Source organism: Sphingopyxis sp. SE2 (assembly GCF_032227185.1).
Lineage (GTDB): Bacteria > Pseudomonadota > Alphaproteobacteria > Sphingomonadales > Sphingomonadaceae > Sphingopyxis.
This window is the reverse complement of sequence record NZ_JAPMXW010000001.1, coordinates 1863618-1882028: the sequence shown is the minus strand read 5'-3', so window position 1 is coordinate 1882028 and position 18411 is coordinate 1863618. Positions and strand designations below refer to the sequence as shown.

At 63.9% G+C, this 18411-nt stretch carries 19 protein-coding genes; 4 read left to right on the top strand and 15 right to left on the bottom strand.

Annotation, left to right across the window (positions count from 1 at the left end):
• The first annotated feature begins 154 nt into the window (after positions 1 to 154).
• The 3 genes from OVY29_RS09030 to OVY29_RS09020 all read left to right on the top strand — a co-directional run bounded on the left by OVY29_RS09030 (position 155) and on the right by OVY29_RS09020 (position 4025).
• Positions 155 to 1537, top strand: a complete 1383-nt coding sequence (locus OVY29_RS09030) for a cytochrome P450 (RefSeq protein ID WP_052182379.1) — start codon at positions 155 to 157, stop codon at positions 1535 to 1537.
• A gap of 327 nt (positions 1538 to 1864) precedes the next feature.
• Positions 1865 to 3253, top strand: coding sequence for a cation:proton antiporter (locus tag OVY29_RS09025; protein WP_313912052.1), 1389 nt, complete (start codon positions 1865 to 1867; stop codon positions 3251 to 3253).
• Positions 3254 to 3308: 55 nt separating this feature from the next.
• The gene (locus OVY29_RS09020; protein ID WP_052182369.1) at positions 3309 to 4025 is read left to right on the top strand and encodes an extensin family protein; all 717 of its coding nucleotides are present in this window, start codon (positions 3309 to 3311) and stop codon (positions 4023 to 4025) included.
• Here the strand turns inward: OVY29_RS09020 and OVY29_RS09015 are convergent.
• From OVY29_RS09015 to OVY29_RS08945, 15 genes are all read right to left on the bottom strand, one after another.
• Entirely contained in the window at positions 4022 to 4294 is a 273-nt protein-coding gene (locus tag OVY29_RS09015) for an isoprenylcysteine carboxylmethyltransferase family protein (RefSeq protein ID WP_313911182.1), read from the bottom strand. The genes OVY29_RS09020 and OVY29_RS09015 overlap by 4 nt on opposite strands.
• 262 nt (positions 4295 to 4556) lie before the next feature.
• Entirely contained in the window at positions 4557 to 5285 is a 729-nt protein-coding gene (istB, locus tag OVY29_RS09010) for an IS21-like element helper ATPase IstB (protein WP_300501673.1), read from the bottom strand.
• Positions 5272 to 6786, bottom strand: a complete 1515-nt coding sequence (istA, locus tag OVY29_RS09005; protein WP_300501672.1) for an IS21 family transposase — start codon at positions 6784 to 6786, stop codon at positions 5272 to 5274. The genes istB and istA overlap by 14 nt, the downstream gene beginning before the upstream one ends.
• A gap of 80 nt (positions 6787 to 6866) precedes the next feature.
• Positions 6867 to 7289 carry a hypothetical protein gene (locus tag OVY29_RS09000; RefSeq protein WP_313911181.1) on the bottom strand — a complete coding sequence of 141 codons (423 nt, stop codon included), beginning with the start codon at positions 7287 to 7289 and terminating at the stop codon, positions 6867 to 6869.
• A gap of 59 nt (positions 7290 to 7348) precedes the next feature.
• Entirely contained in the window at positions 7349 to 7720 is a 372-nt protein-coding gene (locus OVY29_RS08995) for a HesB/IscA family protein (RefSeq protein WP_037556646.1), read from the bottom strand.
• On the bottom strand, positions 7720 to 8202 hold the full coding sequence (locus OVY29_RS08990; protein WP_037556497.1) for an SUF system Fe-S cluster assembly protein: 483 nt from the start codon (positions 8200 to 8202) through the stop codon (positions 7720 to 7722). Before OVY29_RS08990 ends, OVY29_RS08995 begins: the two co-directional genes overlap by 1 nt.
• Entirely contained in the window at positions 8199 to 9380 is a 1182-nt protein-coding gene (locus OVY29_RS08985; protein WP_037556498.1) for an aminotransferase class V-fold PLP-dependent enzyme, read from the bottom strand. The genes OVY29_RS08990 and OVY29_RS08985 overlap by 4 nt, the downstream gene beginning before the upstream one ends.
• Positions 9377 to 10108, bottom strand: a complete 732-nt coding sequence (locus tag OVY29_RS08980) for a SufD family Fe-S cluster assembly protein (RefSeq protein ID WP_037556499.1) — start codon at positions 10106 to 10108, stop codon at positions 9377 to 9379. Before OVY29_RS08980 ends, OVY29_RS08985 begins: the two co-directional genes overlap by 4 nt.
• Before the next feature lie 106 nt (positions 10109 to 10214).
• Positions 10215 to 11036 carry a Fe-S cluster assembly ATPase SufC gene (sufC, locus tag OVY29_RS08975; protein WP_037556647.1) on the bottom strand — a complete coding sequence of 274 codons (822 nt, stop codon included), beginning with the start codon at positions 11034 to 11036 and terminating at the stop codon, positions 10215 to 10217.
• A complete protein-coding gene (locus OVY29_RS08970) occupies positions 11036 to 11416 on the bottom strand; it encodes a hypothetical protein (RefSeq protein WP_037556500.1) in 381 nt (126 codons plus the stop codon). The genes sufC and OVY29_RS08970 overlap by 1 nt, the downstream gene beginning before the upstream one ends.
• Positions 11413 to 11934, bottom strand: a complete 522-nt coding sequence (locus OVY29_RS08965) for an endonuclease domain-containing protein (RefSeq protein ID WP_081933149.1) — start codon at positions 11932 to 11934, stop codon at positions 11413 to 11415. The genes OVY29_RS08970 and OVY29_RS08965 overlap by 4 nt, the downstream gene beginning before the upstream one ends.
• Positions 11931 to 13418 (bottom strand): Fe-S cluster assembly protein SufB, encoded by a 1488-nt coding sequence (gene sufB, locus OVY29_RS08960; RefSeq protein ID WP_037556501.1) that lies wholly within the window; start codon positions 13416 to 13418, stop codon positions 11931 to 11933. The genes OVY29_RS08965 and sufB overlap by 4 nt, the downstream gene beginning before the upstream one ends.
• A complete protein-coding gene (locus OVY29_RS08955) occupies positions 13415 to 13936 on the bottom strand; it encodes an RrF2 family transcriptional regulator (RefSeq protein WP_037556502.1) in 522 nt (173 codons plus the stop codon). Before OVY29_RS08955 ends, sufB begins: the two co-directional genes overlap by 4 nt.
• A gap of 482 nt (positions 13937 to 14418) precedes the next feature.
• Positions 14419 to 15306: an AraC family transcriptional regulator gene (locus OVY29_RS08950; protein ID WP_037556503.1), complete on the bottom strand. Its 888-nt coding sequence runs from the start codon at positions 15304 to 15306 to the stop codon at positions 14419 to 14421.
• 98 nt (positions 15307 to 15404) lie between these two features.
• Positions 15405 to 17231 carry a DUF885 domain-containing protein gene (locus OVY29_RS08945; protein ID WP_037556504.1) on the bottom strand — a complete coding sequence of 609 codons (1827 nt, stop codon included), beginning with the start codon at positions 17229 to 17231 and terminating at the stop codon, positions 15405 to 15407.
• An 83-nt stretch (positions 17232 to 17314) separates the two neighbouring features.
• Here OVY29_RS08945 and OVY29_RS08940 point away from each other — a divergent pair, with 83 nt between their 5' ends.
• On the top strand, positions 17315 to 18385 hold the full coding sequence (locus OVY29_RS08940) for a quinone-dependent dihydroorotate dehydrogenase (protein ID WP_037556505.1): 1071 nt from the start codon (positions 17315 to 17317) through the stop codon (positions 18383 to 18385).
• Positions 18386 to 18411: the final 26 nt, after the last annotated feature.

Genomic DNA, 18411 nt, shown 5'->3' with positions numbered 1-18411 from the left:
CGGCAAATTGCACGAGTCGAGTTGAATTTGTGGTGAATGGTGCCTCGCGCCCGAAAAGGCGTTACTTGCATCGATGTCAGTAGTTGGTTACGCCTATCGCCGGAAGATGATGGACAAGGACCCACCGATGAACGCGTCGACAAATATTCAGCCGATGACCAGTCAATGGTCCGCAAAGCGCTTCGGACCCGACACGCAGCATTGGCTGCCGCGTAACGCCGACAGCGCGATCGACCACATTCCCGGCGAGGACGGCATGCCGGTGCTCGGCAACACGCTTGAGCAGCTTCGCGACTATCCCGCCTTCGCGCGCCGTATGGTCGCCAAATATGGCCGCGTCTATCGCAACAACAGCTTTGGCGGGCGCAGCGTCGCGCTCCACGGACCCGAGGCGAACGAACTCGTCATGTTCGATCGCGAGAAGATATTTTCGTCCGAGCAAGGCTGGGGACCCGTGCTCAACCTGCTCTTTCCGCGGGGGCTGATGCTGATGGATTTCGAAAAGCATCGCGCCGACCGCAAGATATTGTCGGTGGCGTTCAAGCCCGAACCGATGCGCCATTATGCCGAATCGCTGAACCGGGGGATCCGCGACCGCATCGGCAAGTGGAGCGGCAAGACGTTCAAATTCTATCCGGCGATCAAGGAACTGACGCTCGACCTCGCCGCCACGAGCTTCCTCGGCATTCCGTGGGGTCCCGAGGCGGATAAGGTAAACAAGGCTTTCGTCGACATGGTGCAGGCGTCGATCGGCGTCGTGCGCGTGCCCTTGCCCTTCACCGCGATGGGCCGCGGCGCGAAGGGGCGCGCCTATCTGGTCGATTATTTCGGCAAGATGGTCCCCGAACGGCGCGAGGGTAGCGGCGAGGACATGTTCAGCCAGATCTGCCGAACACGCGATGATGACGGCGAATATATGTCGGTCGAGGCGATCGTCGACCATATGAATTTCCTGATGATGGCGGCGCACGACACCATCACCAGTTCGATCACCACGCTGGTCTGGGAACTGGCGCGTCATCCCGAATGGCAGGACAAGTTGCGCGAAGAGATGCTCGCCGTGGCTCCCGCGGGCGAGGGGGTCGGGCACAACAGCCTCGGCCAGCTCGAAATGACCGAATGGGCGTTCAAGGAGGCGCTGCGGCTCGTGCCCCCGGTGCCGAGCTTCCCGCGCCGCGCGCTCAAGGATTTCGAATATGGCGGCTATCGCATCCCTGCGGGCACGTCGGTCGGCGTCAGTCCCGCCTATACGCACATGATGGAGGAGCATTGGCCCGAGCCCGAGAAATTCGATCCGATGCGCTTCTCGCCCGAGGTCGCGCGCGAGCGGCACAAATATGCGTGGGTGCCCTTCGGCGGCGGCGCGCATATGTGCCTCGGACTGCACTTCGCCTATATGCAGGCGAAAATCTTCTTCCACCATGTCATCACGACGCACCGCATCACCGTCGGCGACGGCTATGCGCCCGAATGGCAGGTGTTGCCGATCCCGCGACCGAAGGACGGGCTGACCGTCAGCTTCGTTCCGCTCGACTGAGCCCATTGCCCCCTACGCCGGCGGTTCGTACCTCCAGTCCAGCAATACCGGATTCCGGCGTCGAAGCGATGCCCCGGCCGAAGTTTTTCCTCCGAAAAACTCGTCTATGATAGCGTTCACATCACGCTATATTGAGTCGTTACGGAGGTTGGAACGAGGGACGATGAATCGGGCAGGTCAAGATTGGCCGGAGTTAATGGGACCAATTGCAGACTTTTATTGCATTTGCGGACTGTTCGTGCCTCACTTCTGTCAGGAATTGGCCGATACGTCCTAGATTGTGAGTCGCGCTACGCCTTCCGGGGGAGAGGATAATTGGTATCCAATATGTTCGATGAGCTGATTCGGGCGGCCAGCAATGTTCTCGGCGCGCACGGCCCGGCGGCGAGCGTTACCGCAAGCTATACCCCGACCGATTTCAGCATCCATTTCTTCCTCCAGATCGCGGTGATTCTGCTTGTCTGCCGCATCGTCGGCTGGGCCGCCAAGAAGTTCCTCGGCCAGCCGCAGGTCGTCGGCGAAATGATCGCGGGCGTCCTGATCGGCCCCTCGCTCTTCGGTCTTTTCTTTCCCGAATGGCAGGCGGCGCTGTTTCCGAAGGAGACGCGCAATATTCTTTATGTCGGCGCACAATTCGGCGTCGGACTCTACATGTTCCTCGTCGGTACGACCCTGCGCCTCGATCATTTCCAGTCGAAGGCGAAAAGCGCGGTCGGCGTTTCGGCGGCTGGGATTGTCGCGCCTTTCCTGCTCGCGGCGGCGATCACCCCCTTCCTGCTCGATATTCCCGGGCTCTTCGCCGACGGACTGGGGCAGGGCAGCGCGACCTTGTTTATGGGTGCGTGCATCGCGCTCACCGCTTTCCCTATGCTCGCGCGCATTATCAACGAGCGCGGGCTTGCGAATACTTCGCTCGGCACGCTGTCTTTGACCGCCGGCGCGTTCGACGATGCAGTGTCGTGGTGCGTGCTCGCCATCGTGTTGGCAACCTTCGGCGGCGGGCCGGGCATCGCGCTGCTCGCAATCGCGGGCGGGCTGGGCTTCGCGCTCTTCATGTTCTTTGTTGGCCGCAAACTGCTGATCCCCCTCGGCCGAGTTGTCGAGGCAAAGGGTGAATTGACGCACACGTTGCTCGCCATCGTGCTGATGCTCTATGCAATGGCCGCCTTCTTCATGGACGCGGTAGGTATCCACGCGGTGTTCGGGGGCTTCCTGCTCGGCGCCTGCATGCCCCGCGGCCTTTTGACCGAGGAGATCAGGAAGAAGGTCGAGCCGATGACCGTGGTCTTCCTTCTCCCGATGTTCTTCACCTACTCGGGCCTCAATACGCAGCTCACCACGGTGAACAGCCTGTCAATCCTCGGCGTCGCGCTCGGCATATTGCTCGTCTCGATCGCGGCAAAATTCGGCGCCTGCTGGCTTGCTGCGCGGCTTGCTGGCGAGGATAATCGCACCGCGATGGGCATCGGCGCACTGATGAACGCGCGCGGGCTGATGGAACTGATCATCATCAACATCGGCCTGCAAAAGGGCATCATCGGCCCGACTTTATTCGCGATCATGGTGCTGATGGCGATCGTCACCACGGTAATGGCAGGGCCGCTCTTCGAAATCGTCTATGGCCGCAAGGCGCGCGCCGAAGGGCGGCTCGGTGCGCTCGAAAGCGAAGAGGCAATGGAGGGGCGCCGCGATCGCGACGTCACCCAACTCGCCTGACCTTAGAGGCCAAGGCGGGGTTGTGTGAAAAGACGCCGCGCGTCACTAAGGCGCCGTGAAGAGCATACGCCCCTATCTGATCTGGTTCGCTGTCGCGGTGCTGCTGACGCTCGGCGCGATCTTCGGTATGCAGTGGATGCGCGATCATCCCGAACATTTCCCCGGCGCGCGTTTCGAACTCGCGCATCCACGGGGATGGGCGACGCACAGCAAGCTCGTCGCGCTCGCGAGCGACGACGCGGCCTGTTTCGCTGTCCTCGACCGCGCAGGCGCAGGCTATCTGCGACGTCCGCCTGTCGGTAACGGGATTTGCCGCGCGAGTCAGCGCATGATCCTTACCGGCGACCGTTTCGTGCCAACGATGCGGCCTGCGAATGCGGCGCCCGGCTGTGCTGTAACTGCCGCGATGGCGCTATGGAATCGCGACGTGGTTCAGCCGCTCGCGCGGAAATATTTCGGACAGAAAGTGATCGAGATGGAGAATCTCGGCAGCTATAACTGCCGCAAGATCGCTGGCGAGCAGGCGCAAAGCCAGCATTCGACAGCGAACGCGATCGACATTTCGGCCTTCATCCTCGCCGACGGGACACGCATTGCCCTGATTAACGACTGGTCGCCTGGCGACAAGCGCAGCGAATTCCTGCACGACATCCGCGACGAAAGCTGCGGCCTGTTCAGCACTGTCCTGTCACCCGATTATAACCGCGCGCACGCCGACCATTTCCATCTCGACATGGCGGCACGGACGGCGGGCTGGACGGTCTGCCGCTAGGGGCCGCCGCCGATCCGCGGGACGAGCATGCCGACGCGCCGGCGATAGCTGACATAAGCTTCGCCGAAGACATCGATCAGGTCGCGCTCCTCGAACCGGATCGCTATCAGCATATAGAGAGAAAGGCCGGCGGCGAGCAGCAGGTGGCCGGCGGTCATCGCCGGCGTCGCCCAGAATGCGAGGAAGAATCCAGCGTAGAGCGGATGGCGAACGAAGCGATAGAAGAAGGGCTGGCGCAGCACCGGCGGCGCTGCTGCTCTTTCGCGCAACGCAAACCACGCCTGCTGCAGTCCGAACAGTTCGAAATGATTGATCAGGAAGGTGCTGGTGAGGACAATCAGCCAGCCGAGGCTGTCAATCGGCGTGCAAACGGGACCCCCTATCGGCGCGCAAAAGGGACCCCCTTTTCAAGATGGCGCAAGGTTGATCGGACACGCGCTCTTGCGCTGCGCGCGGCGTAGGGAGGGCGGAGCCCGACCGGAGGCGCGCGCAGCGCAAAGGCATCTTTTAATCGGAGGTCGGCGGGGGTGGTCAGCTGCGGTTTTTGAAGCGCCAGCTGTCATTGCCGGTCTCGACGATGTCGCAATGATGGGTCACGCGATCGAGGAGCGCGGTGGTCATTTTGGGATCCCCGAACACCGTGGGCCATTCGCCGAACGCGAGGTTGGTGGTGATGATGACGCTGGTCTGCTCGTAGAGCTTACTGATCAGATGGAACAGCAACTGGCCGCCTGAGCGGGCGAACGGTAGATAGCCCAGCTCATCCAGCACCACGAGATCGAGGCGGGCGAGCTGGGCGGCGAGTGCACCGCTCTTGCCGATCCTGGCCTCTTCCTCGAGGCGGGTCACCAGATCGACGGTGTTGAAGTAGCGGCCTCGCGCACCCGAGCGAACGACATTGGCGGCGATAGCGATGGCCAGGTGGGTCTTGCCGGTGCCCGTGCCGCCCACCAGGACGATATTGCGCCGTGCGGGCAGGAACGCGCCGCTGTGCAATGAACGCACCAGCCCCTCGTTGATCGGTGTGCCCTCGAACCGGAACGCATCGATATCCTTCACGACCGGCAGCTTTGCGGCCGCCATCCGGTATCGGATCGACGCGGCATGGCGATGCGTCGCTTCCGCCCGCAGAAGGTCGGTCAGTATCTCCATCGTGGTGCGCTGGCGCTGAAGGCCGGTGGTGACCGCATCGTCGAACGCGCCCGCCATGCCCTTGAGCCCAAGCCCGCGCATCGCCTCGATCATGTCATGCCGCAGCATCGAAGGTCCTCAGCTGGTCGTAACGGGCGCAGTCGGCGATCGGCGGATGGCGTAGCGCGCTATCCTCGGAGGTGATGATCGTAAGTGGGCGCGGCGGCTCGCGGCGGCGCGCCAGGATATTGAGGATCAGATCGTCGCTCGCCGTGCCGGTCGCCAGCGCTTCGCGCACGGCCGCTTCGACCGGATCCAGGCCATCGGTCAGCACGGCCGACAGCACACGGACGAACCGGCGGTCGGCATCGTCGCCGTTCCCCAGCTTGCGGCGCAGGCGAGCCAGTGCCGGCGGCAGATCCCAGTCCTGGAAGGGCGCACCGTTCCGTAGCGCGCCGGGCTTGCGGGCCAGCACCGGCAGATAATGCCAGGGGTCGTAAATCGTGCGGTTACGCCCGAAGTAGCGAGGATGCTCGGCGACAACCTCCTCGCCGCAGCGCACGATGATGCGGTCGGCATAGGCACGGACCTGCACCGTGCGCCGCGCCATCGTCGAGAGAACCGAGTAGCGGTTGCGGTCGAAGCTGATCAGGCAGGTGCCCGTCACGGCATGCTCGCTCTCGTTGAAGCCGTCGAACGGCCCCAGCATCGGTTGCAGTGCCGATCGTTCGATCTCCAGCGCCTGCGCCACGGTTAGCTCGCCCTGCTCAGGATGCGCCTGCCGTTCCGCCCAGCGCCGACACTCGGCCTCCAGCCAGCCATTGAGCTCCTCGAGGCTGGCGAACCGCAACCGGGGCTGGAAGAAGCGGCCCCGGATCGTCTGCACCTGGTTCTCGACCTGCCCCTTCTCCCATCCCGCCGCAGGCGAGCAGGCGGTCGGCTCGATCATATAATGGGCGGTCATGATCAGGAACCGCCGGTTGAAGACCCGTTCCTTGCCGGTGAACACGCTGGTCACCGCCGTCTTCATATTATCGTAGATGCCGCGCCCCGGCACGCCGCCGAAGAAGGCAAAGCCGCGCGCATGCGCGTCGAACAGCATCTCCTGGCTCTCGCGTGGATAGGCTCGGACATAGACCGCTCGCGATGCGCACAGTCGCATATGCGCGACCTTCACTCGCATCGGTGTGCCGGCGATCTCTACATCCTCATGGCTCCAGTCGAACTGGTAGGCCTCGCCCGGCTTGAACGTCAGCGGGATGAAGGCGGTGACACCATCGCCGGCATCCTTGCGCCGAAGGGCCTTCCAGCGCGCCGTGTAGCGGCGCACGGCATCGTAGGAGCCCTCAAAACCTTCGCGCACCAGCAGGTCATGGATCCGCGTCATCCGCAGCCGCTCGCGCCTGCCGCGCACCTCATTCTCTTCCAGCAGCGTATCGAGCCGATCCTGAAACGGACCGATCCGCGGCAGTGGCTGAACCTTGCGCTGATAGTCGAATGTGCCTTCCGGCGCTCGGATCGCCTTGCGGATCACCTTCCGCGACACATGCAAATCCCGCGCGATCGCCTTGATCGCCTTACCACCGGCATACTCGCGCCGAATCCGAACCACTGTCTCCAAAACCAACATCCCGATCTCGCCGCCTGATTATCCAGCCGGCTGCTTAAACCATCGAAATGAGGGGTCCCTTTTAGACGCCGATCACCCCGCTAACGGGGTCCTTTTTGCACGCCGGTCCACAAGCCGAGGCCGAAGAACGCCCACAGGACCGCGGCGCCGACCGGATTGGTCACCGTCCACACCGGTGCCGTCAGCTCGTGCCAGAATAGCATCAGCAGGACCAATGCCAGGCTCGCTAGCAGTACATAGGTGCTGCGCTCGATCGGGGCGGGGACGATGCGCGTCCAAGCGGCCTTGAACCCGGGCCGCGCCATAGCGCTATGCTGGATCCCGAACAGCGCGATCAGCACGATGTCGATCAGCACCGCCTGCCCGGGCGGCGCTTCGCGCGCGAAATCGACCGTTGGGTCGACGATGGGCAGATTGCCGACGAAGGCGATAAGGTAAAGAAATGTCGCAAAGAATATCGCGTAGCAGATTGCCGCATAGGCCAGATAGAAGGCACGGATCATGATGCTGCCCCTTCATTTGGAGGAGCCATCATAGCATGTTTTTCGCGGAAAAGCGCGCTTTAGACGGTAAAGCTCTCGCCGCAGCCGCACGCGCCCTTGGCGTTCGGATTCTCGAAGACGAAGCCCGCGGAGAAATCATCCTCGACCCAGTCCATGACGCTGCCGATCAGGTAGAGCACCGACGCGCCGTCGATGTAGAAGACCCCGCCCGGCGTCTCGATCTTCTCGTCGAACTTCACCTCTTCGGTCACATAGTCGACCGAATAGGCGAGCCCCGAACAGCCGCGACGCGGGGTCGACAGGCGCACGCCGATCGCGCCCTCGGGCGCCGACGCCATCAGCTTGGCGATGCGCTCTTCGGCGTTCGGCGTCAGCGTGACGGCGGCGGGGCGGGCCACCCTCGTCTTTTCGGGTGTTTTGGTCTCGGTCATCACAGCATCCCCAGTTCGAGCCGTGCCTCGTCGCTCATATTCTGCGGCGACCAGGGCGGGTCCCAGACGAGATTGACCTCGGCATCGCCGACGCCCGGTACCGCGCCGACGCGCAGCTCGACCTCGGCGGGCATCGATTCCGCCACCGGGCAGTGCGGCGTCGTCAGCGTCATCGTGACGAGCACATGCCCTTCGTCGATCTCGACATTGTAGATGAGGCCGAGGTCGTAGATGTTCACCGGAATTTCGGGGTCAAAAATCTCCTTGAGCGCGTCGATCACTGCCTCATACAGGTCGCCGCCGACTGCACCGGGAGCGACCTCGGCCGGCTTGGCTGCGAGGAATCCTTCAAGATAGTCGCGCTTGCGTTCCAGCTTTTCGGGCGCGGTTTCGACATCCTCGACGCGCGCCTTGGGCGGCGGCTGGACGCTTTCCACTTCCTCGATCCTGATCCCGGTCTCGCTCATGCGGTCCTCGCTCATCCGAAAATCCTCTCGACGCGGGCGAGACCGTCGATCAGCGCCGCCACATCGTCGTCATTGTTGTACACACCGAAACTCGCGCGGGCGGTCGCGGGAACGCCCAGATGCTCCATCAGCGGCTGTGCGCAATGGTGCCCGGCGCGGATCGCGACCCCGCTTTCGTCCAAGATAGTGCCGATGTCGTGCGGATGAACCCCCGCCATCGAAAAACTGACGATTCCGGCACTATTTTCAGGGCCATAGAGCGTGATGCTGTTCTTGCGTGCGAGTGCCTCGCGCAGCGTGCCGACGAGCGTGCATTCATGCGCTTGGATCGCGTTGATGCCGATGCCTTCGACATAATCGACCGCCGCGGCGAGCCCGATCGCCTCGACGATCGCGGGGGTGCCGGCCTCGAAGCGGGTCGGGGCGGGGGCGTAGGTCGTCCGGGCGAAGGTCACGCGGTCGATCATCGATCCGCCGCCCTGCCATGGCGGCAGCGTGTCGAGCTTGTCGCTCCACAGCACGCCGATGCCGGTGGGGCCGTAGAGCTTGTGACCCGAGAAGGCATAATAGTCGCAGCCGAGCGCGGCGACATCGACCGGCAGGCGCGGCACCGCCTGACAGCCGTCGATCAGCAGCTCGGCGCCGACGCGGTGCGCGAGCTCGGCCGCGCGCGCGACGTCGAGCGGGCTGCCGAGCACGTTCGAGACATGCGCGAAGGCGACCATCGTGTGTTCGGGGGTGAGCAGCTTCTCGGCGGCGTCGAGGTCGATGCAGCCGTCTTCGGTGAGCGGACAGACGTCGACCTGCCAGCCCGCGAGTTGCCAGGGGACGATATTGCTGTGATGCTCGAGCATCGACAGCAGCACGCGGCCTTTCTTCGGATGCGAGTAAGCGACGAGGTTGATCGCCTCGGTCGCGCCGCGCACGAAGGCCACGTCATTTTCGCGCGCGCCGATAAAGCCCGCGATCCGCCGCCGCGCCGCCTCATAGGCGAGCGTCATGTCGGCCGAGCGGGCATAGACGCCGCGGTGGACCGTCGCATAGTCGCGGCCGATCGCGTTCACGGTGGCGTCGATCACCGCCTGCGGCTTCTGCGCGGTCGCCGCGGTGTCGAGATAGTGCCAGCCGAGGGTCAGGCCGGGGAAGTCGGCGCGGACGTCCGGGAAGGAGCGGAGGGCGGTCGCGGTGGTCACACCAATTCCCCCAGCTTCGCCAGCGCGAGCGCCTGCAGCTGTTCCTCATCCTCGGCGCCGTCGAACACGCCCGCAACGAACGCCTGCAGCAAAATCTTCTTCGCCTCGGCGGGCGGCAGCCCGCGCGACTGGAGATAATAAAGGCTCATCGCGTCGAGTTCACCGATCGCGCAGCCGTGCGCGCATTTGACGTCGTCGGCGAAGATTTCGAGCTCGGGCTTGGCGTTGGCGGTCGCGCTGCGATCCAGCAGCATCGCCTTCACATCCTGCTCGCTGTCGGTCTGCTGCGCATCGCGCGCGACCGCAACCTTGCCGAGATAGGTGCCGGTGGCGGTGCCGCCGAGAACCGAGCGCACCATCTGCCGCGACGTCGCGCCGGGTTCGGCGTGGGTGACGGTGGTGACGATCTCGAGAGTCTGTTCGCCGCCGCCGATCTGCGCCGCGCCGAGGTGGAAATCTGCGCCTTCGTGGAGCGTCACAGCCAGTTCGATGCGGCCATAGGCACCGCCGATGTTCAGCACATGCAGCGATGCCGTCGCGCCCTTGCCGACGCTCATCTCGATCTGATGGATCGCGCCTGCATCCTGCACGATCGCGCGCTTGAAGTCGCCGCCCGCGGGCACGACGATGCTCTCGGGCGCGGGCAGCGGCCATGCGGCGGTGACGGCGTCGATGTCGCTATAGCGCCATGCTTCATCGCGCCGCGAGGGGAGAATAGCAGTGTTCAAGCTGCAACCTCCCACACTTCGTCACCCCGGACTTGATCCGGGGTCCATGCGGTCATGGATGCCGGATCAAGTCCGGCATCACGAAAGAAGGAAAAATGGGCGCTCATCACGCCGCGATCTCCGCATAGCCATGTTCTTCGAGTTCGAGCGCCAGCTCTGGCCCGCCCGATTTGACGATGCGGCCCGCGGCGAGGACATGCACGAAATCGGGCTGCACATAGTCGAGCAGGCGCTGATAGTGGGTGATCAGCAGCACCGCCTTGTCGGGGCGGCGCATGATCGCGTTGATCCCGTCGCCGACGATACGCAGCGCGTCGATGTCGAGGCCCGAGTCGGTCTCGTCGAGGATCGCGAGCCTGGGATCGAGGATGCCCATCTGCACCATCTCGTTGCGCTTCTTCTCGCCGCCCGAAAAGCCGACGTTCACCGGGCGCTTGAGCATGTCCATGTCGAGCTTCAAGAGCCCCGCCTTCTCGCGCGCGAGCTTCAGGAAGTCGCCGCCTGACAAAGGCTCCTCGCCGCGTGCCTTGCGCTGGGCGTTCAGGCTTTCGCGGAGGAACTGGACGTTCGACACGCCGGGGATCTCGACCGGATACTGGAAGCCGAGGAACAGGCCGGCGGCGGCGCGCTCGTGCGGGTCGAGGGCGAGCAGGTCGAGCGTCTCGGTGGTTCCAGTCCCGCGCTGAAAGCCGGAGCCTGCCTCGTCGGACGTATTGGTGCCGGGAAACATGACATCGGGCGTGAAGCTCACCGACCCTTCGGTAACCTCATACCCCGGCCGGCCGCCGAGCACATAGGAGAGCGTCGATTTGCCCGCGCCATTGGGGCCCATGATCGCGTGTATCTCGCCCGCATTTATGGCGAGCGACAGACCCTTCAGGATCGGCTTGTCGGCGACGGTGGCGTGGAGGTTTTCAATTTTCAGCATCATTGGTCTTTTCGTGTCCAAGTTTCCGGCCAGTAGTCGAAGTGGCCCAAGTGCTGGGTCGTGCGTTCGACGGGATGGCATTTGACGATCGCGAACTGAGGCGGATCAGGAAATCCCGGCCAGAAATGTTCGCCGATTAAAAATATGTGTTCGCCGGATTGAGCGGCATAGTCCGGTTCGCCTTTGACACCTTCCAACGGCAGCCCGCTCTTCGAAGGATGGAGCCAGATGATCCGCTCACCCGTGAGGTCGAGAAATTCTTGAGCTGTAGCGAGATCCTGCTCATCCCACTCCGACCAATCCGACGAACCTTCGGGGCCGTAGTGTTCAGTCGGCTGCCAGTTGAAGGGACGTGTGTATTCGAAAAGAGCTTGTGTCACCCCACGCTCCCTTCAAGGCTGATGCCCAGCAATTTCTGCGCCTCGACCGCATCAAGCCCCTCCCCTTCAGGGGAGGGGTTGGGGTGGGGCCTGTCCGCCTTGCGCAGCGCTTCGGAAATAAACGCCAGCACGCCATCCATATTCTGCATGACATCGGTGTTCGTCACCCGGATCACGCGAAATCCGTGGCCGCTTAGAATTTCGTCACGCAGCCGGTCCTTGGCTTCGTCATGCGTGTCGCCATCGACCTCGACGATCAGCTTCGCCGAAGGACAAACAAAATCCGCGATAAAATAGCCGATCACTTGCTGGCGGCGAAACTTGAACCCGCCCAGCTGGCTGTTCGACAAATGCCGCCACAGCCGCTTCTCCGGCTCGGTCGGGTTGCGGCGCATGTCCGCCGCGCGGCGATGCAGCTCGGCGAGGCGTTCGGCCGAGAGGCCCCACCCCCTACCCCTCCCCTGAAGGGGAGGGGCTTGGGTCTGCTTCGCATGGTCGTTAAGGGTCAGCTGCGTCACCCGACCGACCCCTCAAGGCTGATCCCCAGCAGCTTCTGCGCCTCGACCGCAAATTCCATCGGCAGTTGCTGCAGCACTTCCTTCGCAAAGCCGTTGACGATCAGCGCCACCGCCTCTTCCTGCCCCAGCCCGCGCTGCATCGCGTAGAAGAGCTGGTCGTCGCTGATCTTGCTCGTCGTCGCTTCATGTTCGACGGTCGCGGTCGGGTTGCGGACTTCGATGTACGGCACGGTATGCGCGCCGCAGCTACTGCCGAGCAGCAGGCTGTCGCACTGGGTGAAGTTGCGCACGCCCTCGGCATTGGGCGCGACGCGGACGATGCCGCGGTAGGTGTTGTTCGACTTGCCCGCGCTGATCCCCTTCGAAACGATGGTCGAGCGCGTGCGCTTGCCATTGTGGATCATCTTGGTGCCGGTGTCGGCCTGCTGGTAATTGTTGGTGACCGCGACCGAATAGAATTCGCCGACGCTGTCGTCACCGTTGAGCACGCAGCTCGGATATTTCCACGTGATCGCGCTGCCCGTTTCGACCTGCGTCCACGACACCTTGCTGCGCTTGCCCTGGCAGAGCGCGCGCTTGGTCACGAAATTATAGATGCCGCCGAGGCCCTCGGCGTTGCCGGGATACCAGTTCTGCACGGTCGAATATTTGATCTCGGCATCATCGAGCGCGACCAGTTCGACCACCGCGGCGTGGAGCTGGTTCTCGTCGCGCATCGGCGCGGTGCAGCCTTCGAGGTAGCTGACATAGGCGCCTTTGTCGGCGACGATCAGCGTGCGCTCGAACTGCCCCGTATTCTCGGCATTGATGCGGAAATAGGTGCTGAGCTCCATCGGGCAGCGCACGCCCTCGGGCACGTAAACGAAGGTGCCGTCGGAGAAGACCGCGCAGTTCAATGTCGCGAAATAATTGTCGTGCATCGGCACGACCTTGCCGAGCCACTTCTTCACCAGCTCGGGATATTCGCGGATCGCTTCCGAAATCGACAGGAAGATCACGCCCGCGCGCTTCAGCTCCTCGCGGAAGGTCGTCGCGACGCTGACGCTGTCGAACACCGCGTCGACCGCGACCTTGCGTGCGCCCTCGACGCCGGCGAGCACCTTCTGCTCCTCGATGGGGATGCCGAGCTTTTTATAGACTTCGAGGATTTCGGGATCGACCTCGTCGAGGCTCGACAGTTTCGGCTTCGCCTTGGGCGCCGCGTAATAGTACGCGTCTTGGTAATCGATCGGCGGCACGTTGAGCTTCGCCCAGTCGGGCGTCTCCATCGTCTGCCAGTGGCGGAACGCCTTCAGCCGCCAATCGAGCATCCATTCGGGCTCGTCCTTCTTGGCCGAAATGAACCGCACCGTATCCTCGGTCAGCCCCTTGGGCGCGAAGTCGGTCGCGATGGCGGAGGACCAGCCATGCTCGTAATCGGCGACTTTGGCGGCGGCGTCGTGCGCGGCCTGGTCCTTGACGGGGAGTTCGGTGTTGTCGGTCATGCTTCTATCCTCCCCTCCCGCTTGCGGGAGGGGTTGGGGGAGGGAATGTTCGTTGGGTTGGTGGCTGCTACAGGCCCTCCCCAAACCCCTCCCGCAAGCGGGAGGGGCTTAACGAGGCTCGCAAGACTGATCTCCGCCAGCGCCCCACGCACCGCGCCGTTCACGACGCCCCAATGCGGCTGCACCTTGCAGCTGCCTTCGAGCGAGCAATCATGGCGTCCTTCGGCGACGCAGGAGGTCAGCGCGATTGGGCCTTCGACGGCTTCGATGATGTCGGCGACATTGATCGCCGCCGCAGGCCGCGCGAGTCGCACCCCGCCGCCGCTGCCGCGCGACGCGACGAGCAGCCCGGCACGCGCGAGCTGGCTGACCAGCTTCTGCGCGGTCGGTCCCGGGATGCCCGTCTGCTCGGCGAGCATGCCAGCGTGGATCGGCCCAGAACCGTAATGGGACCCGCATTGGCGGGCGGCGGCGCTCATCAGCACCACGGCATAGTCGGCAAGGTTGGACAGGCGCATGTTCTTTTCCGTCGCAATTGCGAACGATTCTTAACTGGAGTAAATTACTCCACTTATATAGGCAAGGGGCCAGCGAGGTGCAAGCAAGCCGTGGTTGGGCGGGGTAAAGATGTGGGTGGGTGGCCGGTTTCGACCGATTGCGGACATATCTCTCCCCTCCCTTTTAGGAAGGGGCCGGGGGGTGGGTAGCCGCCGAAGGCGACGTTCTTCCTTATTACTCGCTGCGCTCGCGCACCCACCCCTAACCCCTCCCTAAAAGGGAGGGGAACGGCTTAAGCCCACCCCAAAGCGGCTGCCCGATATACGAAAAAAAGGCACCCATCCGGCCGAAGCCAAATGAGTGCCAAGATGAAGGTCTCAAGTCCTCGTCAGAGGATGAGCTCTTCTGGGTCGCAAGGGGGAATTATGCCCCGCGCCCGATTCGTGATTGTATGGAAACGCCAAAACGACAGGGCGCGCAATTTTTGAAGGTTAATAGCGGCTCACGTCTCGGAGACGATCGGGCTGACCTTGCCGGCGAGCTGCTTGCGCCCTTTGGTGGTCGCTTCGGTGTAGGTCGTCGGCTTGCCGAGCTGGCCCGGCGTCGCGCCGGCGAAGCGTTTGATCTCGCGGATCAGGTGCGACTGGTCGTAGAAGGCGTCGCCCAGCTGCGCCGCGTCGAGCCCTTCGCCGCGCGCGAGCGCCGAAGCGGCGCGCACCGCGCGATATTTGCGCGCGAGCATTCGCGGCGACAGACCGTAATAATGTTTCGTCATCCGCTCGACCGAGCGGATCGACATGCCCGTCGCCCCGACCAGTTCGGGCACCTGCGGCGAGGGCGAGGCGGTCAGCCATTCATCGACCGTGCGGATGAACCACATCGGCGGCCGTTCGTTTCTGGTCAGCACCTCGCGTGCGAAATTATTGCCGATGACCAGCTTTTCCTCGACCGTCGCGGCCTTTTCGAGTGCGGCGGCGACATCCTCGATCCACGGACCGAACAGGTCGGCCGCATCCATCGCGCGGTCGGTGAGCTTGTCGGCGTCGTCGCCCATCAGCGCCGCCCAGCCCGCGGGGAGCATGCCGAACCCGAACATCTGCGTCGGGCAATTGCTGATCGCGCGCACGCGGCCGCTGGTCGGGCCGACGATATTGGCCTTGCAGACCGGCGCATGATGGTCGTCGGCGAAAATATACTCGCCGTCAGCCGCGGTCACGAAGCGGAATTGCGGGCGGTCGGCGCGTTCATATTCGTCGAACCGCGGCATGTTGACGCGCGCGAAATACAGGCTCGACACCATTTCCGCCAGATCGGGATCGGGCGGAAAATAATGTAGTTCGAACGGCGCGCTGCCGTCCACGCCCGTTGGCGAGGAAGAAGATTGCGACATCAGACCCAGACCCCGACAGCCTTTCCTCGGCTGCCTTCTTATGCGCCCAAATCATTTGCGCTTCGTCGGCTCGCGTCAAGCGCCAATCGTCAATTTTCTTAACCCTTCTGCGCGGTGATCCAATTATCGACGCGCCGTTCGAGGATGTCGAGCGGCACCGGGCCCGATTCGAGCACGACGTCGTGGAAGCTGCGGAAATCGAATTTGTCGCCGAGCGCCGCTTGGGCGCGGCTGCGGAGTTGCATGATCTTGAGTTTGCCGATGAGGTAGGCGGTCGCCTGTCCGGGGTAGACGATATAGCGTTCGATCGCCTTTTCGATGTCGCCGTCGGGGTTGGGCGTGTTGTCCTTCAGATACTGGATCGCCTGTTCGCGGCTCCATCTTTTGTCATGGATGCCGGTGTCGACGACGAGGCGGCATGCGCGCCACAGCTCCATGCCGAGGCGGCCGAAATCGCTGTAGGGGTCGGTGTAGAAGCCCATGTCCTTGGCGAGTTCCTCGGTATAGAGGCCCCAGCCCTCCGTATAGGCGGTGAAGCCGCCGAAACGGCGGAATGGCGGCAGGCCGGTGAGTTCGGTCTGCACCGCGCGCTGGAGATGATGCCCCGGAATGCCTTCATGATAGGCGAGCGCCTCGAGCTCGGTCTTCGACATGTCATTGAGGTCGTAGAGGTTCACATAATAGGTGCCGGGCCGCGAGCCGTCGGGCGAGGGCGACTGATAAAAGGCCTTGCCCGCCGACTTCTCGCGGAACGCCTCGACCGCCTTCACTTGCAGCGGCGCCTTGGGTAGCGTGTTGAAGAAGGCGGGCAGGCGCGCCTCCATCGCCTTCACATGGCTATCGACCTCGGCGAGATAGGCCTCGCGCGAGGTGTGGAAATATTGCGGGCTGGTGCGCAGGTGGACGAAGAATTGCTGTAGCGTGCCCTTGAAGCCGACCTTCGTCATGATCGCCTTCATCTCGCCGTGGATGCGCGCGACTTCGGCGAGGCCGAGGTCGTGGATCTCGGCCGCGGTCATGTCGGTCGTCGTGTAATTGGCGAGCAGCGCCTTGTAATAGGCTTGGCCGTCGGGGAGCCGCCAGACGCCGTCGGCGGTCGGCGCGCCGGGCTGCTGGCGCTTCATTTCGGCGAGCAGGCGGGTGTAGGCGGGGTCGGCGCTGGTCGACCATGCCGCTTTCGCAGAATCGACCAGCCGCGTCTTTTCGGCGGGCGCGATGTCGAGCTTGCCGACCTTGGCGGTGAGATCCTCGATCAGCGCATTTTCGGGCTTCAGCAGATTCTGAATGTCCGAGATGACATAGGCATAGACCCATTTGGGGGGCTGGATGCCCTGCGTCGCGCGCTCGGCCGACTGCGCGGTCAGCGCGTCGATCACCGGGCCCATGCCGCGGATGCGTTCGACATAGGCCTCGGCCTCGGCGACGTTCGATACGCGGTGGATGTTGATCAGGAACGCCGGCATCTGGCTCTGCGCGCCGCGCATCTGGTTGAACAGATAATTGTGATGGCGATAGGGGAACAGACTTTCCTCGCGCGCGGCCTGCGCGTTGAACAGCTCGAACGACAGCGCGTCGTCGGGCGACAGATTGGCGGGGTCGTAGCTCGCGCGCATCGCGGCGGCGGTCGCCTGTTGCAGCTTGTTCCGCGCGACCTCGGCCTCGTCGCTCACATCGTCCCATTTGCCGTAATCGCCGTCGCGTATCCCGCGATAGGCTTTGGTTTGCGGCGAAAGCGACAATTGCGCCTCGTCATATTTCTCGAAGAATTCGGCGAGCGGCGCGCCGGCGGGCACGTCGAGAGGCGCCTCGGGAGTGGGCGCCGAGGCGGTCGCGGGTGCCTGATCGATCGTGGCGGGGGCGCAGCCCGCCACGGCGAGCAACAGCAGGCCGGTGGACATTTTGGCGGCTAGGCGAAGGTGCGACACGATTTTCTCCCGGTTTTTCCGATGCGTTTATGCTGGCCCGCGGGGGGCTTGCCATAGCGTCCGGCTCGGCGCAATGGCGGGCCATGTCGCTCTTCGCCTCGCTCACCGATGCCGCCTATGCGCTCGTCCGCCCGATCGTCCACGCCACCGACGGCGAGGCGGCGCACAATCTGACATTGAACGCGCTCGCGCCCTTGCCGCGCGCGCGGCATGCGCTGACCAGCCCGGTGCTCGCGACCGAATTCGCGGGGCTCCACTTTCCCAATCCGATCGGCGTCGCGCCCGGTTTCGACAAGGATGCCCGCGTCGCCCACGCGATGCCGCACTTCGGCTTCGGCTTCGTCGAGGTCGGCACGCTGACCCCGCTGCCGCAGGACGGCAATCCGCGCCCGCGGCTGTTCCGGCTGGTCGAGGATCGGGCGGTGATCAACCGCATGGGCTTCAACAATGGCGGGCAAGCGGCGGCGGCCGAGCGCATCCGCTGCCTGCGCCGTTACGGCCTGCCGGTGCCGCTCGGCATCAACATCGGCGCGAACAAGGACAGCGCCGACCGCATCGCGGACTATGCGAAGGGCACCGCGGCGATGGCGCCGCTGGCCGATTATCTGACGGTCAACATCTCATCGCCGAACACGCCGGGCCTTCGTGCGCTGCAGGACAGGGGCGCGCTCGAAGCACTGCTCGACGGCGTCGCGGCGGCGCAGCCCGCCGGGGCGGCGAAACCGGTTTTCCTGAAAGTCGCCCCCGACCTCGAACCCGCGGACATCGACGACATCGTCGCGGTCGCTTTCGACAAGGGACTGGCCGCCATCATCGTCTCGAACACCACGATCGAGCGCCCGCTGCTGGCCTCACGCCACGCGGGCGAAGCGGGCGGGCTGTCGGGCGCGCCGCTTGCCGAACTGGCGCTTCGGCGCGTCCGCGATTTTCACATTGCGAGCGGCGGCCGATTGCCGCTGGTTGCTGCGGGCGGGATCGCATCGGCGGACGACGCGTGGGGGCGTATCCGCGCCGGCGCCGGTCTTGTGCAGATCTATTCGGCGATGGTCTATGAAGGCCCGGGTCTCGCGGCGCGGATCGCACATGGCCTTGAAAAGCTCGCCGCGCGCGAAGGTTTCGCGCGCGTAGCCGATGCGGTGGGCACCGCGCACTGACGGGGTTGCGTTGGCCCGAGGGCCAC

Bases quoted from the DNA above. Each gene is read 5' to 3' on its own strand.
- OVY29_RS09030 (WP_052182379.1), top strand. From the start codon at position 155: ATGACCAGTCAATGGTCCGCAAAGCGCTTCGGACCCGACACGCAGCAT.
- OVY29_RS09025 (WP_313912052.1), top strand. From the start codon at position 1,865: ATGTTCGATGAGCTGATTCGGGCGGCCAGCAATGTTCTCGGCGCGCAC.
- istB (WP_300501673.1), bottom strand. From the start codon at position 5,285: ATGCTGCGGCATGACATGATCGAGGCGATGCGCGGGCTTGGGCTCAAG.
- istA (WP_300501672.1), bottom strand. From the start codon at position 6,786: ATGTTGGTTTTGGAGACAGTGGTTCGGATTCGGCGCGAGTATGCCGGT.
- OVY29_RS09000 (WP_313911181.1), bottom strand. From the start codon at position 7,289: ATGATCCGTGCCTTCTATCTGGCCTATGCGGCAATCTGCTACGCGATA.
- OVY29_RS08995 (WP_037556646.1), bottom strand. From the start codon at position 7,720: ATGACCGAGACCAAAACACCCGAAAAGACGAGGGTGGCCCGCCCCGCC.
- OVY29_RS08990 (WP_037556497.1), bottom strand. From the start codon at position 8,202: ATGAGCGAGGACCGCATGAGCGAGACCGGGATCAGGATCGAGGAAGTG.
- sufC (WP_037556647.1), bottom strand. From the start codon at position 11,036: ATGCTGAAAATTGAAAACCTCCACGCCACCGTCGCCGACAAGCCGATC.
- sufB (WP_037556501.1), bottom strand. From the start codon at position 13,418: ATGACCGACAACACCGAACTCCCCGTCAAGGACCAGGCCGCGCACGAC.
- OVY29_RS08955 (WP_037556502.1), bottom strand. From the start codon at position 13,936: ATGCGCCTGTCCAACCTTGCCGACTATGCCGTGGTGCTGATGAGCGCC.
- OVY29_RS08950 (WP_037556503.1), bottom strand. From the start codon at position 15,306: ATGTCGCAATCTTCTTCCTCGCCAACGGGCGTGGACGGCAGCGCGCCG.
- OVY29_RS08940 (WP_037556505.1), top strand. From the start codon at position 17,315: ATGTCGCTCTTCGCCTCGCTCACCGATGCCGCCTATGCGCTCGTCCGC.